At 72.6% G+C, this 15,258-nt stretch carries 13 protein-coding genes; 9 read left to right on the top strand and 4 right to left on the bottom strand.

Features of this window, described 5'->3' with window-relative positions:
• Nucleotides 1–7 precede the first annotated feature (7 nt).
• From hpnD to UK12_RS21755, 8 genes are all read left to right on the top strand, one after another.
• A complete protein-coding gene (hpnD, locus tag UK12_RS21720; protein WP_045304748.1) occupies nucleotides 8–865 on the top strand; it encodes a presqualene diphosphate synthase HpnD in 858 nt (285 codons plus the stop codon).
• Nucleotides 866–1,031: 166 nt separating this feature from the next.
• Entirely contained in the window at nucleotides 1,032–2,429 is a 1,398-nt protein-coding gene (gene hpnE, locus UK12_RS21725) for a hydroxysqualene dehydroxylase HpnE (RefSeq protein WP_045304749.1), read from the top strand.
• Nucleotides 2,430–2,557: 128 nt separating this feature from the next.
• Nucleotides 2,558–3,589, top strand: coding sequence for a polyprenyl synthetase family protein (locus UK12_RS21730; RefSeq protein WP_231591323.1), 1,032 nt, complete (start codon nucleotides 2,558–2,560; stop codon nucleotides 3,587–3,589).
• 180 nt (nucleotides 3,590–3,769) lie between these two features.
• Nucleotides 3,770–5,731, top strand: coding sequence for a squalene--hopene cyclase (shc, locus tag UK12_RS21735; RefSeq protein WP_045304763.1), 1,962 nt, complete (start codon nucleotides 3,770–3,772; stop codon nucleotides 5,729–5,731).
• Between the two features lie 192 nt (nucleotides 5,732–5,923).
• Nucleotides 5,924–6,583 (top strand): phosphorylase family protein, encoded by a 660-nt coding sequence (locus UK12_RS21740; RefSeq protein WP_045304751.1) that lies wholly within the window; start codon nucleotides 5,924–5,926, stop codon nucleotides 6,581–6,583.
• 2 nt (nucleotides 6,584–6,585) lie between these two features.
• Nucleotides 6,586–7,626 carry an adenosyl-hopene transferase HpnH gene (gene hpnH / locus UK12_RS21745; RefSeq protein WP_045304752.1) on the top strand — a complete coding sequence of 347 codons (1,041 nt, stop codon included), beginning with the start codon at nucleotides 6,586–6,588 and terminating at the stop codon, nucleotides 7,624–7,626.
• Between the two features lie 5 nt (nucleotides 7,627–7,631).
• Entirely contained in the window at nucleotides 7,632–9,542 is a 1,911-nt protein-coding gene (dxs, locus tag UK12_RS21750; protein WP_045304753.1) for a 1-deoxy-D-xylulose-5-phosphate synthase, read from the top strand.
• Entirely contained in the window at nucleotides 9,532–10,920 is a 1,389-nt protein-coding gene (locus UK12_RS21755) for an aspartate aminotransferase family protein (RefSeq protein WP_045304754.1), read from the top strand. The genes dxs and UK12_RS21755 overlap by 11 nt, the downstream gene beginning before the upstream one ends.
• 75 nt (nucleotides 10,921–10,995) lie before the next feature.
• Here the strand turns inward: UK12_RS21755 and UK12_RS39885 are convergent, their stop codons facing one another.
• Nucleotides 10,996–11,502, bottom strand: a complete 507-nt coding sequence (locus UK12_RS39885) for a hypothetical protein (protein WP_052682054.1) — start codon at nucleotides 11,500–11,502, stop codon at nucleotides 10,996–10,998.
• Nucleotides 11,503–11,584: 82 nt separating this feature from the next.
• Complete coding sequence (locus UK12_RS21765) at nucleotides 11,585–11,860, bottom strand: DUF6343 family protein (RefSeq protein ID WP_045304755.1); 276 nt, start codon at nucleotides 11,858–11,860, stop codon at nucleotides 11,585–11,587.
• A 91-nt stretch (nucleotides 11,861–11,951) separates the two neighbouring features.
• On the opposite strand from UK12_RS21765, the gene UK12_RS39890 reads away from it, so the two are divergent.
• Nucleotides 11,952–12,143 carry an I78 family peptidase inhibitor gene (locus UK12_RS39890; protein WP_231591324.1) on the top strand — a complete coding sequence of 64 codons (192 nt, stop codon included), beginning with the start codon at nucleotides 11,952–11,954 and terminating at the stop codon, nucleotides 12,141–12,143.
• A 38-nt stretch (nucleotides 12,144–12,181) separates the two neighbouring features.
• On the opposite strand, the gene UK12_RS21775 is transcribed toward UK12_RS39890, so the two are convergent.
• Both UK12_RS21775 and UK12_RS21780 read right to left on the bottom strand, forming a co-directional pair.
• Nucleotides 12,182–12,835 (bottom strand): phosphatase PAP2 family protein, encoded by a 654-nt coding sequence (locus UK12_RS21775; RefSeq protein ID WP_156178853.1) that lies wholly within the window; start codon nucleotides 12,833–12,835, stop codon nucleotides 12,182–12,184.
• Nucleotides 12,836–13,146: 311 nt separating this feature from the next.
• On the bottom strand, nucleotides 13,147–15,258 hold a 2,112-nt coding region (locus UK12_RS21780), incomplete at its 5' end, for an NPCBM/NEW2 domain-containing protein (RefSeq protein ID WP_045304757.1).

Genomic DNA, 15,258 nt, shown 5'->3' on the forward strand with positions numbered 1-15,258 from the left:
TCAGGTCATGGCGGCGTACCGGTACTGCGAGGCGGTCACCGCCCTGCAGGCCCGCAATTTCAGCTACGGCATCCGGCTCCTTCCGGAGGCCAAGCGGTACGCCATGTCCGCGCTCTACGCGCTCGCCCGCCGGATCGACGACATCGGCGACGGCGACCTGCCGCCCGAGCGCAAGGCCGAGCAGCTCGGACGCACCCGCGAGCTGCTCGACGAGATCCGCTCCGGCAGCGTCAGCATGGACGACACCGACCCGATCAAGGTCGCCCTGGCGGACGCCGCCCGGCGGTTCCCGATCCCGCTCGGCGCCCTCGACGAACTGATCGACGGCGTCGAGATGGACCTCAAGGGCGCCGAGTACCAGACCTTCGAGGACCTCAAGGTCTACTGCCGGTGCGTGGCGGGCTCGATCGGCCGGCTCTCACTCGGCGTGTACGGCTGCGAGGACCCGGAACTGGGTGCCGAGTACGCCGACACCCTGGGCCTGGCCCTCCAGCTCACCAACATCCTGCGCGACCTGCGCGAGGACGCCCTCAACGGCCGTACCTACCTGCCCACCGAGGACCTGGTCAGGTTCGGCTGCGAGCAGGGCTTCGCCCTGCCCAGGCCGCCGATGGGCGCGGACTTCACCGGGCTGGTCGCCTTCGAGGCCGACCGGGCCCAGCGCTGCTTCGAGGACGGCCTGCGGCTGCTGCCGATGCTGGACCGCCGCAGCCGGGCCTCCACCGCCGCCATGGCCGGCATCTACCACCGGCTGCTCGGCCGGATCGCCGCCGATCCCGAGTCGGTGCTGCGCGGCCGCGTCTCGCTGCCGGGCTGGGAGAAGGCATACGTGGCGCTGTCCGGGCTCGCCGGAGGGCGTTCTTGATTCTCTCGGAAGTTATGTCACGCTGTGTCAGCGCCTCGTCACGCGACCGGCTCCGCAGGCTGCCCGGAAACGGATGTTCGACGCCCGTCTCCGGGTATGCGGCGGCCGTCAGCGGGCACGTGGTGTCCATGAGCGATCAGCGGAACGACGGCAGGGGGAGGCGCAGATGACCGAACGACCGATGTCCGCCCGCCGGCACGCCGTGGTGGTCGGCGGCGGCCTGGCCGGGATCACCGCCGCGCTGCGCCTGGCCGAGGCCGGGCAGCAGGTCACCCTGCTGGAGACCAGGCCCCGGCTCGGCGGGCTGGCCTTCTCCTTCAAACGCGGTGAGCTGACCGTGGACAACGGCCAGCACGTCTTCCTGCGCTGCTGCACCGCCTACCGCGGACTGATCGACCGGCTGTGCGCGGGCCGACTGGTGGATCTTCAGCCCCGGCTGGACGTCCCCGTGCTCGGCCTCGGCGCCGACGGCCGGCGGACCTTCGGACGACTGGGCCGGGACGCCCTGCCCGTACCGCTGCACCTCACCCGCAGCCTGGCCGGCTACCCGCACCTCGGCCCCGCCGACCGGCTCCGGGTGGTCCGCGCGGCGCTCGCCCTCCAGCGGCTGGACCTGGCCGACCCGGCGCTCGACGAGATCTCGTTCGGCGACTGGCTGCGCCGCCACGGCCAGACCCCGGCGACCCTGGCCGCCCTCTGGGACCTGGTCGGCGTCGCCACCCTGAACGCCACGGCCGACCGGACCTCGCTCGCGCTCGCCGCGATGGTCTTCAAGACCGGTCTGCTCTCCGACCCCGGTGCCTCCGACATCGGCATGGCGGCCGTCCCGCTCGGCGAGATCCACCACGACGCCGCGCTGGCCGAACTGGAACGCCTCGGCGTACGGGTGCTGCTGCGCAGCCGCGCCGCCGAGCTGAAGCCCGCCGCCCAGCACGGCGTCCGGCTGGAGAGCGGCGAACTGCTCACCGCCGACACCGTGGTGCTCGCGGGCGCCCAGGACAGCGCCGCCGCACTGCTCCCGCCCGGCGCCGTCCCCGGGCAGGAGCGGCTCGCGGAGCTCGGCACCTCGCCGATCCTCAACGTCCACGTGATCTACGACCGGCGGCTGCTGCGCCGGCCGTTCTTCGCGGCGCTCGGTTCGCCGGTGCAGTGGGTCTTCGACCGCACCGCGCACTCCGGCCTGGCCGTGCCGGGCGCCCAGTACCTGGCGCTGTCCCAGTCCGACGCCGGGGACGAGATCGACCTTCCGGTGGCCGAGCTGCGGGCACGCTACCTGCCCGAGCTGGAGCGGCTGATCCCCGGGGCCCGGCAGGCGAAGGTGCTGGACTTCTTCGTCACCCGTGAGCGGACCGCGACCTTCGACCCGGCACCGGGCACCGCCGCGCTGCGCCCGCAGGCCGCGACGGACGTCCCCGGCCTGCTGCTGGCCGGCTCGTGGACCGCGACCGGATGGCCCGCGACCATGGAGGGTGCGGTGCGCAGCGGCCATGCCGCCGCCGACGCCGCGCTGGCCGGGGCCGGGCGGATCCCGGTCGACCGAGGCGACGGGAGGTGGCCCCGATGACCGCGGGCCCCAGCACTACTGACATCGCACCAGGCGGGCCGGCCGGCCCGGCCCGGCGTCCGGACGGAGAGGGAACACACGTGGAGGCTCGCGCCGCATCGACTGCATCGGTCAGGGAGGCCGCTTCGGTGCCGGAGCTGCTGGCGCGCGGCCGGAGCCTGTGCACCCCGCCGCTGCGCGCCGCGGTCGCGCGGCTGGCCGCGCCGATGGACACCGTGGCGGCGTACCACTTCGGGTGGATCGACCGGGACGGCACGCCGGCCGCGGGGGACGGCGGGAAGGCCGTCCGACCTGCGCTGGCGCTGCTGTCGGCGCAGGCGGTCGGTGCCCCGGCGGAGGTGGGAGTCCCGGGCGGTGTCTCCGTTGAGCTGGTGCACAACTTCTCCCTGCTCCATGATGATCTGATGGACGGTGACGAGACCCGGCGCCACCGGGCCACCGCATGGACGGTGTTCGGCCCGGCCCAGGCCATCCTGGTCGGCGACGCGCTCGCCACCCTGGGCACCGAGGTGCTGCTGGACGCCGCGGTCACCGGTGGCGCGAGCGCGGCCGACGCGGCGCGGGCGGTCCGCCTGATCACCACCGCCACCCGCAAGCTGATCGACGGCCAGGCCAAGGACGTCGCCTTCGAGTCCCGCGACGCCGTGACGGTCGAGGAGTGCCTCGACATGGAGGGCGGCAAGACCGGCGCCCTGCTGGCCGCCGCCTCCGCGATCGGCGCCGTGCTGGCCGGGGCCGACGACCGGACGTCCGACGCGCTCCAGCGCTACGGCCACCACCTGGGCCTGGCCTTCCAGGCGGTGGACGACCTGCTGGGCATCTGGGGCGCCACCGAGGTGACCGGCAAGCCGCACTGGGGCGATCTGCGTCAGCGCAAGAAGTCGCTGCCGGTCGCCGCCGCGCTGGCCGAGGGCGGCAGCGCCTCGCGCCGGCTGGCCGAGCAGCTGGCCGACCCGAAGGGACACGGGGAGGAGAGCGAGCAGGTGCTCGCCGCCCGTGCGGCCCTGATCGAGGAGGCGGGTGGCCGCGCCTGGACGCAGGCCGAGGCCCGCCGCCAGCACACGACTGCCCTCGCCGCGCTGGACGAGGTGCCGATGACCGATGCGGTGCGCGAGCACTTCGTCGCACTCGCCGAATTCGTGGTGGTACGAGAGAGGTGACGTCAAGTGACAGCAACCGCGGACGGCCGGCTCGACCCCGAGTACGATCCCGAGCCGGCCGCGGTGGGCGACCGGCCGCCGGGGCCTGAACGGCCCATCGGCGGTCGGGCCGCGGCGGCGGGCCGGCCGGGCAGGTCGCTGGGCCCGGTGCGCTGCGAGGCCGCCGGGGCCGACGGAGCGGTGAACGGGACCAGCCCGGCCGGCCGTCGGCAGGACGGTTCGGCCGAGCCCGCCGGGGCGGCCGCCCCGGCCGAGGCGCTGGCCAGGGCCGCCGCCCACCTGCTGTCACTCCAGAGCCCCGAGGGCTGGTGGAAGGGCGACCTGGAGACCAACGTCACCATGGATGCCGAGGACCTGTTACTGCGTCAGTTCCTCGGCATCAGGACCGAGGAGCTGACCGCCGCCTCGGCAGCCTGGATCCGCTCGCAGCAACGTCCGGACGGTACCTGGGCCACCTTCCACGGCGGCCCGCCCGAACTCTCCGCCACGGTCGAGGCGTACGTCGCCCTGAAGCTCGCCGGTGACGACCCCGAGGCCCCGCACATGCGGGCGGCGGCGCAGTACGTACGCGCACACGGCGGTATCGCCGCCGCCCGCGTCTTCACCCGGATCTGGCTCGCGCTCTTCGGCTGGTGGCCCTGGGAGCGGCTGCCCGAACTTCCGCCCGAGCTCATCTTCGCGCCCAAGTGGCTGCCGCTGAACATCTACGCCTTCGGCTGCTGGGCCAGGCAGACGATCGTACCGCTGACCGTGGTCTCGGCCCACCGGCCGGTCCGCCCGGCGCCCTTCCCGCTCGACGAGCTGCACACCGACCCCGCCGACCCGTACCCCCGTCGGCCGCTCGCCCCCGTGACCAGCTGGGACGGTCTCTTCGAACGGCTCGACCGGGCCCTGCACGTCTACCACCGTTACGCCGTACGGCCGTTGCGCCGCCTCGCGCTGGCCCAGGCGGGCCGCTGGATCGTCGAGCGGCAGGAGTCGGACGGCTGCTGGGGCGGGATCCAGCCGCCCGCCGTGTACTCGCTGATCGCGCTGCACCTGCTCGGCTACGACCTGGACCACCCGGTGATGAAGGCCGGGCTCGCCTCCTTCGACGGCTTCACCGTGCACACCGAGGACGGCCGGCGCTGGATGGAGGCCTGCCAGTCCCCGGTCTGGGACACCTGTCTGGCCACCGTCGCGCTGCGCGACGCGGGCCTGCCCGCCGACCACCCCGCACTGCTCTCCGCTGTCGACTGGATGCTCGGCGAGGAGATCACCCGGCGCGGCGACTGGGCCGTCAAACGGCCCGAACTCGAACCCGGCGGCTGGGCGTTCGAGTTCCACAACGACAACTACCCCGACATCGACGACACGGCGGAGGTGGTGCTCGCGCTGAGCCGGGTCGCCTTCCCCGACCGGGCGCGGCTGGACGGAGCCGTCCGGCGGGGGGTCGAGTGGAACCTCGGCATGCAGTCCAAGAACGGCGCCTGGGCCGCCTTCGACGTGGACAACACCAGCACGCTGCCCAACAAGCTGCCGTTCTGCGACTTCGGCGAGGTGGTGGACCCGCCCTCGGCGGACGTCACCGCCCACGTGGTCGAGATGCTCGCCGAGGTGGGCCAGGCGGACGACCCGCGCACCCGGCGCGGCATCGCCTGGCTGCTCGCCAACCAGGAGGCGGACGGCTCCTGGTTCGGTCGCTGGGGCACCAACTACATCTACGGGACGGGCTCGGTGGTCCCCGCCCTGGTCGCGGCCGGGCTGCGCACCGCCCACCCGGCCGTCCGGCGAGCCGTGTGCTGGCTGGAGGACCGGCAGAACCCGGATGGCGGCTGGGGCGAGGACATGCGCTCCTACGAGGATCCGGAGCGCTGGGCCGGTCGCGGCGAGTCCACCGCCTCGCAGACCGCCTGGGCGCTGATGGCGCTGCTCGCCGCCGGGGAGGGGCCGGACGGGGCGCGCAGCGAGGCGGTCGAACGGGGCGTGCGCTGGCTGGTGGACACCCAGCTGCCGGAGGGCACCTGGGACGAGCCGCACTTCACCGGCACCGGTTTCCCCTGGGACTTCTCGATCAACTACCACCTGTACCGGCTGGTCTTCCCGGTCACGGCGCTCGGCCGGTATCTGCACGGCAGTCCGGTGCCCGGCGGCCACCGATGAGGACGGGTCCGGTGGCGGAGGCGGCCGATGGCCCGCAGGATCGGGCGCAACGGCCACAGCCGCACGGCGGCCCGACGATCGGAGGACGTGGATGAGGGCGGGTGCCTGCGCTTTCGCAGGGTACGGGGAGCCGGGTGAGGCGCGTTCCGGGCGCCCCCGGGCGGCTGTCCGGCCGGTCGTCTGGGGCGGGCCATGACGGGCGGAGCGCTGCTGGTGGTGTGTGCGCTGGGCCCCGAGGTGTGGGCGCTGCGCGGTGGCGACTGGAGCGAGGCGGCGGGCGGGCCACCGGTGCTGGCCAGGACCGGCGTCGGGCGGAGCCGGGCCAGACGGGTGGTCGGCGAGCTGCTCGCCCGGGACGGGTACGGCGCCCTGGTGGTGGCCGGCTTCGGGGCCGCCGTCGGTCCCGGTGTGCGGCCCGCCGATGTGATCGTCGCCGACGCCGTCCGCGACGCCGAGGGCAACCACTACCCGCTGGACTCCGCCAAGCAGCTCGCCCGTGTCCTGCAGGCCCGCGGCCTGACCACGCACACCGGGCTGCACCACACCGCCGACCACGTGGTGCGGGGCGTCGAGCGGCGTGCGCTGAACTCCCGGGGCGCCCTTGCGGTGGACATGGAGGCGGCCGCCGTCCTCGCCGCCCGCGCGGAGCTGCGCCCCTGGCTGCCCGCCGCCGTCCTGCGGGTGGTGGTGGACACCCCCGACCACGAACTGATCCGACCGGGCACCCTCCCGGCCGGGCTGCGCGCCTGGCGGACCCTGCGCGCCGCCGTACCGGCCCTCACCGCCTGGCACCGCCAGGCCGCTGCCGCACTCGAATCCCTGCCCTCGACGCTCCCTCAGGAGGCGAGCTAGTCATGGCCATGCCGCTGCGCCAGTCCGTCCGCATCAGCACCTATCTCATGCAGCAGAAGCTGAGGCGCCGGGCCAAGTTCCCGCTGATCGTGGAGCTGGAGCCGCTCTTCGCCTGCAACCTCGCCTGTGAGGGCTGCGGGAAGATCCAGCACCCGGCCGGGGTGCTCAAGCAGCGGATGCCGGTGGCGCAGGCGGTCGGGGCGGTACTGGAGGCCGGAGCGCCGATGGTGTCCATCGCGGGCGGCGAGCCGCTGATGCACCCGCAGATCGACGAGATCGTCCGGCAGCTGATCGCCCGCCGCAAGTACGTCTTCCTGTGCACCAACGCGCTGCTGCTGCGCAAGAAGCTGGACAGGTTCAAGCCCTCGCCGTACTTCACCTTCACCGTGCACATCGACGGGCTGCGCGAGCGGCACGACGCCTCGGTGGCCAAGGAGGGCACCTTCGACGAGGCGGTGGAGGCGATCAAGGAGGCCAAGCGGCGCGGCTTCCGGGTCACCACCAACAGCACCTTCTTCAACACCGACACCCCGCAGACCGTGATCGAGGTGCTGGACTACCTCAACGACGAGCTGCACGTCGACGAGATGATGATCTCCCCGGCGTACGCCTACGAGAAGGCCCCCGACCAGGAGCACTTCCTCGGCGTCGAGCAGACCAGGGAGCTGTTCCGCAAGGCGTTCGCCGGCGGCAACCGGCGGCGCTGGCGGCTCAACCACAGTCCGCTCTTCCTCGACTTCCTGGAGGGGCGGATCGAGTTCGAGTGCACCGCCTGGGGCATCCCCAACTACTCGCTCTTCGGCTGGCAGCGGCCCTGCTACCTGATGGCCGACGGGTACGTCCCCACCTACCGCGAGCTGATCGAGAAGACCGACTGGGACTCGTACGGCCGGGGCAAGGACCCGCGCTGCGAGAACTGCATGGCGCACTGCGGCTACGAGCCCACCGCCGTCCTCGCCACCATGGGCTCGCTCAAGGAGTCGCTGCGCGCCGCCAGGGAGACCCTCGGCTCCTCCAAGCCGTCCGGCTCCGGCGCCAGGTGACAGGCGTGTCGCTGCTGAGCGGGATCAGGGAGCCGGCCGACCTCAGACGCCTGGAGACGGCCGAACTCCCGCTGCTGGCCGAGGAGATCAGGGACTTCCTGATCGACGCCGTCACCAGGACCGGCGGTCACCTGGGCCCCAACCTCGGCGTGGTCGAACTCACCATCGCGCTGCACCGGGTCTTCGACTCGCCCTACGACCGGATCCTCTGGGACACCGGCCACCAGACCTATGTGCACAAGCTGCTCACCGGTCGGCAGGACTTCTCCCGGCTGCGCGCCAGGGACGGTCTCTCCGGCTACCCCTCGCGCGCCGAGTCCGAGCACGACCTGATCGAGAACTCGCACGCCTCCACCGCGCTCGGCTACGCCGACGGCCTGGCCAAGGCCGACCAGCTGCTCGGCCGCACCGACCGCAGGACCGTCGCCGTGATCGGCGACGGCGCGCTCACCGGCGGCCTCGCCTGGGAGGCCCTCAACAACATCGCCGAGGCCCAGGACCGGCCACTGGTGATCGTGGTCAACGACAACGAGCGCTCCTACGCCCGGACCGTCGGCGGCCTCGCCCACCACCTCGCCACGCTGCGCACCACCCAGGGGTACGAGCGGTTCCTGGCGCTCGGCAAGGAGGCACTGCAGCGGACCCCGCTGGTCGGGCAACCGATCTTCGACGCGCTGCACGGCGCCAAGAAGGGCTTCAAGGACGCGTTCGCGCCGCAGGGGCTCTTCGAGGACCTGGGACTGAAGTACCTCGGGCCGATCGACGGGCACGACATCGGCGCCGTCGAGCAGGCGCTGCGGCAGGCCAGGCACTTCGCCGGCCCGGTGATCGTGCACTGCCTCACCGTCAAGGGACGCGGCTACCGGCCCGCCGAACTCGACGAGGCGGACCGGTTCCACGCCGTCAACCCCATCGACCCGTACACCTGCCTGCCCGTCTCGCCCTCGGCCGGGGTCTCCTGGACCTCCGTCTTCGGTGCGGAGCTGCTCGCCCTCGGTGCCGAGCGGCCCGAACTGGTCGCGATCACGGCGGCGATGCTCCAGCCGGTCGGACTGGCCAGGTTCGCGCAGGCGTACCCCGAGCGGACCTTCGACGTCGGGATCGCCGAGCAGCACGCGGTGGCCAGCGCCGCCGGGCTCGCCACCGGCGGGCTGCACCCGGTGGTCGCGGTGTACGCCACCTTCCTGAACCGGGCCTTCGACCAGGTGCTGATGGACGTCGCGCTGCACCGGCTCGGCGTCACCTTCGTGCTGGACCGTGCGGGGGTCACCGGCAACGACGGCGCCTCGCACAACGGCATGTGGGACATGTCCGTACTGCAGGTCGTCCCCGGTCTGCGGCTCGCCGCGCCGCGCGACGCCGCGCAGTTGCGGGCCCAGCTGCGCGAAGCCGTCGAGGTCCAGGACGCGCCGACCGTGCTGCGCTTCCCCAAGGGCGACCTCGGCCCCGCGGTCCCGGCCGTGGAGCGGATCGGCGGGGTGGACGTGCTGGACCGTACCGCCGCCGAGCCGCAGATCCTGCTGGTCGCCGTCGGTGCGATGGCCCCGGCCTGCCTGGACGCCGCCGCGCTGCTGCTCGCCGAGGGCTTCACCACCACCGTGGTGGACCCGCGCTGGGTCAAGCCGGTGGACCCGGTTCTGCTCGAACTCGCCGCCGCGCACCGGCTGGTGGTCACCGTCGAGGACAACGGCCGGGCCGGCGGGGTGGGTTCGGCGATCGCCCAGGCGCTGCGCGACGCCGGAGTGGACACCCCGCTGCGCGACCTGGGCATCCCGCAGGAGTTCCTGGCCCACGCGGGGCGCGGCGAGCTCCTGGAGGAGATCGGCCTCAGCGGCACCGGGGTGGCCGCGCAGACCGCCGTCTTCGCCAAGCAACTGCTGCCGACCCGAGGAGCGAACGAGCACCATGCCGGCTGACCCTCTCGACCTCGCCGCGCTGATCGCCGAACGCGGATCCGAGCGCTACGAGCTGCACGCCCGCTACCTCAACCCGCAGCTGCCCAGGATGCTGCACACGCTCGGCTTCGACCGCTACTACGAGCGCGCCGAAGGCCCGTACTTCTACGACGCCGAGGGCAACGAGTACCTCGACATGCTGGCCGGGTTCGGCATCTTCGCGCTCGGCCGCCACCACCCCGTGGTCCGCGCGGCCGTGCAGCAGGTGATGGACCTCGACCTGCCCGACCTCACCCGCTTCGACTGTCCGCCGCTGCCCGGCCTGCTGGCCGAGCAACTGCTCTCGTACACCCCCGAGTTGGACCGGGTATTCTTCGGGAACAGCGGGACGGAGGCGGTGGAGACCGCGCTCAAGTTCGCGCGCTGCGCGACCGGCAGGACCCGGGTGCTGTATTGCGACCACGCCTTCCACGGCCTGACCGCGGGATCGCTCTCGGTCAACGGCGAGAGCGGATTCCGCCGGGGATTCGATCCGCTGCTGCCGGACACCGCCATCCCGCTCGGCGATCTCGGCGCGCTGGCACGGGAGTTGCGCAAGGGCGACGTCGCGGCACTGATCGTCGAACCGATCCAGGGCAAGGGGGTGCACGCCACCCCGCCCGGCTGGCTGCTCGCCGCCCAGCAACTGCTGCACGAGCACCGGGCGCTGCTGATCTGCGACGAGGTGCAGACCGGAATCGGCCGGACCGGCTCCTTCTTCGCGTACCAGGAGGAGGAGGGCGTGCAGCCCGACCTGGTCTGCGCCGCCAAGGCGCTCTCCGGCGGGTACGTTCCGATCGGGGCGACGCTGGGGAAGAGCTGGATCTTCGAGAAGGTGTACTCCTCGATGGACCGGGTGCTGGTGCACTCCGCGAGTTTCGGCTCCAACGGCCAGGCGATGGCCGCCGCGCTGGCCACCCTCCATGTGCTGCGGGAGGAGAAGGTGGTCGAGAACTCCTGCCGGGTCGGTGAGCTGTTCCGGAGCAGGCTGGCGGAGTTGGTCGACCGCTACGAGCTGCTGGCCGAGGTGCGGGGCCGGGGACTGATGATCGGCATCGAGTTCGGACGGCCCAGGTCGTTGAAGCTGCGCACCGGGTGGACCGCGCTGCAGGCGGCCCGCAAGGGGCTGTTCGCGCAGATGGTGGTGGTGCCGCTGCTGCACCGGCACCGGATTCTCACCCAGGTGTCCGGTGACCACCTGGAGGTGATCAAGCTGATTCCGCCGCTGATCATCACCGAGCGGGAGGTGGACCGTTTCGTCGATGCGTTCACCGAGGTGATGGATGACGCCCACCGGGGCAGCGGTCTGATGTGGGACTTCGGCCGCACCCTGGTCAAGCAGGCGGTCGGCAGCCGGTAGCGGCCTGCCGTCGCCGCGTGCCGGGCGGAGCCGCGTGCCCCGTGGCAGCGCCCGCCGGGGCGCTGCCGAAGGGCGTCAGCGGGAGCTGCCGCTGGGGCAGATCGTGGTCTGGAGGGCGGTGAGGATCTTCTCCGCCTTGTCGGCGCCGAAGCCGTCCGGGTGCTTGGGCGAGGTGAAGCGCTGGTTGGTCAGGTCGATCAGCTTCGCCCGGTCCTTGGGGAAGTCGTAGATCGACTGGCACTGGTTCCTGGCCCGGTCGACGGCCTTGTCGGGCTGTCCGGCCACGATGTCCGGGTCGATCGCGTCCAGGGCCGCGACGAGCTTGGCCACACCCGGGGCGTCCGGCTTGGGCGGCAGGCCCGCGTCGCTGGGCGGCGCGGGCTTGGCCGGGGCGGTGGAGTCGCCGGGCGCGGCCGAGCCGGGCGAAGCCGGCTGCGCGGCCGAGGCGTCGGAGGCCGGGGCTGAGGCTGCGGTGGACGCCGAGGGCGCGGCGGGCGCGGCGGTGCTGGAGCCGCTGCTGCTGCAGCCGGTCAGCGCGATGGCTGCGACGGCGAGGGCGGGTGCCAGGGATCGGAAGCGCATCGCGCCAGGATGGCATGTGCGCGGCGGCCGCGTCCGAGGTTGTGACGATCTTGTGACCTGGCATGTCCGGGCTGACGGCCCGTCACAGCTCCGTCCGACGGCGGCGGATCACCACCCAGAGGTCGATCGCCGCGAGCAGCGTCAGGACGCCGCAGCAGACGGCGAAGAAGGTCAGTGTGCCGCTGCTGGGAGCGGCGTCGGCGGAGGTCCGGGCCGCCCACACCGCGAAGGCGGCGGTGAGCAGGGCGAAGAACGGGGTGAAGGTGACGGACAGCAGAAAGCGCAGTTTGAGGTCGCTCCGGGCGGTGGCCGGTTCGGTGCCGCTGCGCCACTGCCGTGGGGTCTTCGCCGGACGCATACCTGATCGCCTCCACCCCGCCCGGCCGAGGCGGCCGGTCTAGGATTCCAGCGTACGTCCGTGGACCGTGGCGACCGTAGGGAGAGCGGCAGTGGACGAGCGCGGCGAGCACGAGGAGTACCTGGGCCTGCCGGTGGCGGCGGCCGAGCGGCTGGCGGCCGACCGGGGCCGGCGGATCGTCCGGGTGCTGGAGCCCGGGGAGATGATCACCTTGGAGTACCGGGAGGGCAGGCTCAATCTCGCCGCCCGGGACGGTGTGGTCGAGCGCTGCTGGGAGGGCTGAGGCCCGAGCGGTGGCAGTCGGCGACTGCCGGGGCGGCTCTAGCGCGCGCCGCGCCAGAGGTCGGTGATCCGTTGGTCCGCCGCCGCGATCAGCGGCTCGAACAGGGGCATCGCGAGCAGGACCAGCGCACCCGCCGCCCAGCCGGCCAGCACGTCCGAGAGCCAGTGGGTGCCCAGGTAGACGGTGGTCAGCCCGATCGAGACGGCGGTGAACGAGGCCAGCAGGGTGCCGGTGCGCCGCCAGCGCTCGGCGAGGTAGGCGAGCACGCCCCAGGTCACCACGGCGTTGGCGGTGTGCCCGGAGGGGAAGATGGTGCCGCCGGAGAAGAGTTCCGGTGAGCCCAGGAAGTGCGCGTAGTGCGGGCCGAGTCGGCCTGTCACGATCTTCACGCCGCCGACCGTGATGTTGAGGAGCAGCAGCGCCACCCCCATCGCCAGCAGCGGACGCAGCGTGCGGCGCCGGAAGCAGCGCCAGCCCAGCCAGGCACAGGCGGCGATCGCGGAGGGACCGCGCTGCCCGGCGATGATCCAGACGTTCAGCAGCGGCTGGACCTCGGGCCAGCGCTTGTAGGGCCTGAGTTGCTTGAGCGCCCAGTCGAGCTCGACGAGCTTGGTGTCCAGCACCACGGCGACCACGACCAGCAGGTAGGCGAGGCCGGTCAGGCCGAAGACGATCGCATGGCGGCGGCTCATCGGTGGCCACCCTGCCTCGGCGGATCCCCCGTCCACGGCGGGGTCGGTCCGGTGGCCGGACGGTTCGATATGAGCTTGCACGGCTTCGACATTACCCGCTCCACCTGGGCACTCTTGCCCAGCGCCAGCGACCGCCACCCCGCAGTGACCAATCACTCCCGGCGCACTCCCGTGCGCCCTCGGGGAGGGTTTGGACACGGCCGAACGCCCGCCTCCGCAGGGTGGGGGACCTGCGGAGACGGGCGCCTCGGCCCCTGCCGGAACCGGCAGGGCGTTCGGTGGTGCGGTCCGGACCAGGGTTGATCAGCAGGTCAGGCGCAGTGGAACTTGGCGGCCGCCCAGTCGCCGTGGTCGCCGGTGCTGCCGCCCGCCGCGTCGACCCTCAGGTGGACCCGGTCGCTTCTGCCCAGCGGCACGGTGACCGGGAGGGCGGCCGACTGCCCGGTGAGAACCGGTGACGTCCACAGGGTGCGTCCATCGGCCACCACCGAGAATGTCACCGAACCGTAGCCATTGATCTCGTCGTCGATCCCGACCACGGCGTCGAAGGACGAGCAGCGTCCGCCGGTGACGATCTCGATGTCGGAGTCGGCGTGCACGCCGATGCCCTTCGGGTAGACGGTGCCGTCCAGGGTGATCGGGTGGCCGTCGGCGGGGCCGGTCTCGCCGTTGCTGCGGTCCCGCTCGGCCGGCCCCCAGCCGTTGACCGCGCTCGCCCAGGGCAGATCGCTCGCCCAGGCGTCACCGCTCGGGCCGGCCTGGCTGCCCACCGCGCTCGCACCGTCCAGTACCAGCCGGAAGCCGGCCGAGGTGGCGAGCGAGGCGGTCTTCACCCGGACCACGCCGCCGCGGTCGGCCGGGTCGTACCACCAGCCCTGGTCGGCCCGGTCGAACGCGGCCTGGTCGGCCAGCTTCGGCAGTGCCCGGCCGCCGAGCGCGACCTGGTTCGGTGCGGTGCCGCTGTGCACCGTGAACAGGTACGGCCGGGCGGTCTGCTTCCCCGCGAAGTCGCCCTTGCTCGCCGAGACGTCGATCCGGACCTGGCCGGACCCGGCCGTCGGGGCGGTCACCTGGGCGGTCTGGGTGGCGTACTTGCCCTCGCGGTGCTGGCGGGTGATCCCGTCGTCCTCGTAGAGGCTGAAGCTGCTGCGCCCCTGCGGGTAGACGTCCCAGGCGAGCGGGGAGTCGGCGGTGCGGTCCTGGTAGGAGCTGATGCCGGGCCACATCGGTATCGTGGCACCGGCCTTGACGAACAGCGGCAGGGTGTCGAGCGGTGCGCTGTACCCGTTGACGGTGGTCGGGCCCTGGTAGGTGCGGCCGGTCCAGTAGTCGACCCAGGTGCCCTTGGGCAGGTAGATGCCGTCCCGCACCGAGGTGTCGGAGTAGACCGGGGCGACCAGGAAGTCCTGGCCGCTGAGGAATTCGTACTTGACCGCGTCGGTGGCCGTCACCGGGTCGTCCGGGTACTCCAGCGCCAGCGGCCGCACCGGTCCGACGCCGGTCCGGGTGGCCTCCGCCGCGTAGCTGTACATGTACGGCAGCAGCGACTCCTTGAGCTTCAGGTACTTGCGGTTGATGGAGGTGTAGGGCTCGCCGGAGCGGTACGGCTGCTTGTCGCTGGGCGCCCAGCCGTCCATCGACATGATGGCTGGAAGGAAGGACTTCCACTGCAGGTCGCGGGTGTAGGTCTGGGGGCTGCCGCCGAAGATGCCGTCCACGTCGCCCGTGTTGTACGCCATGCCGGACATGGTGGATCCGGCGTAGGTCGGGATCTGCCAGCGGATGTAGTCCCAGCTGCCGGACTGGTCGCCGCTCCACTGGACCCCGCAGCGCTGCGCGCCGGACCAGCTCTCGGGTGCCCAGGTGAAGCCGCGGGCGTCGCTGTTGTCCTCGATGCCCTGGTAGGCGGCCTTGCAGCCGTCGAGGGCGAACTTGTAGCCGTCGCCGACCCAGGCGACGTCCAGCTTGGCCACCCGCTGGCCGGCCCGGACCTGGTCGGCGAGCTGGCCGAGGCCGTTCTCGGTCCACAGGCCGAGCTGCATCTTGTGCTGCTGGAGGCCCTGGGCGGTCTGGGCCAGGTTCTCGTAGCCGCAGCCGTAGCCGTCGTTGACCAGCATCCAGCCGTTGGGCATGTCGTTCTTCGCGTAGTCGTCGGCGATCTTCAGCGCGTCCAGGGTGTGCCGCTCGCCCCGGTTGGCGTTGTGCAGATAGCAGTCCGAATCGCCCATCTCCAGGCCGTAGACGGGCGGCAGGAAGGGCTTTCCGGTCAGCGAGGTGTACTGGCCGATCACGTCCTTGAGGCCGGTCCCGGCGAAGTAGTAGGCGTCGAAGCGCAGCTCCTGCTCGGTGGTGCTGACCGGGTCGTCGAAGGCGTAGCTGCCCGGGGCGTAGGTGTTGCGGTAGACGCCGTAGCCGGCCGAAGA

The sequence above is a fragment of the Saccharothrix sp. ST-888 genome, from assembly GCF_000955975.1.
GTDB lineage: Bacteria > Actinomycetota > Actinomycetes > Streptomycetales > Streptomycetaceae > Kitasatospora.

What these genes read in the sequence shown, in the direction of transcription:
- hpnD (WP_045304748.1), top strand. Translation starts at nt 8, where the DNA reads ATGGCGGCGTACCGGTACTGCGAGGCGGTCACCGCCCTGCAGGCCCGC.
- UK12_RS21755 (WP_045304754.1), top strand. Translation starts at nt 9,532, where the DNA reads ATGCCGGCTGACCCTCTCGACCTCGCCGCGCTGATCGCCGAACGCGGA.
- UK12_RS21765 (WP_045304755.1), bottom strand. Translation starts at nt 11,860, where the DNA reads ATGCGTCCGGCGAAGACCCCACGGCAGTGGCGCAGCGGCACCGAACCG.
- hpnE (WP_045304749.1), top strand. Translation starts at nt 1,032, where the DNA reads ATGACCGAACGACCGATGTCCGCCCGCCGGCACGCCGTGGTGGTCGGC.
- hpnH (WP_045304752.1), top strand. Translation starts at nt 6,586, where the DNA reads ATGGCCATGCCGCTGCGCCAGTCCGTCCGCATCAGCACCTATCTCATG.
- UK12_RS21775 (WP_156178853.1), bottom strand. Translation starts at nt 12,835, where the DNA reads ATGAGCCGCCGCCATGCGATCGTCTTCGGCCTGACCGGCCTCGCCTAC.
- UK12_RS39885 (WP_052682054.1), bottom strand. Translation starts at nt 11,502, where the DNA reads ATGCGCTTCCGATCCCTGGCACCCGCCCTCGCCGTCGCAGCCATCGCG.
- UK12_RS21740 (WP_045304751.1), top strand. Translation starts at nt 5,924, where the DNA reads ATGACGGGCGGAGCGCTGCTGGTGGTGTGTGCGCTGGGCCCCGAGGTG.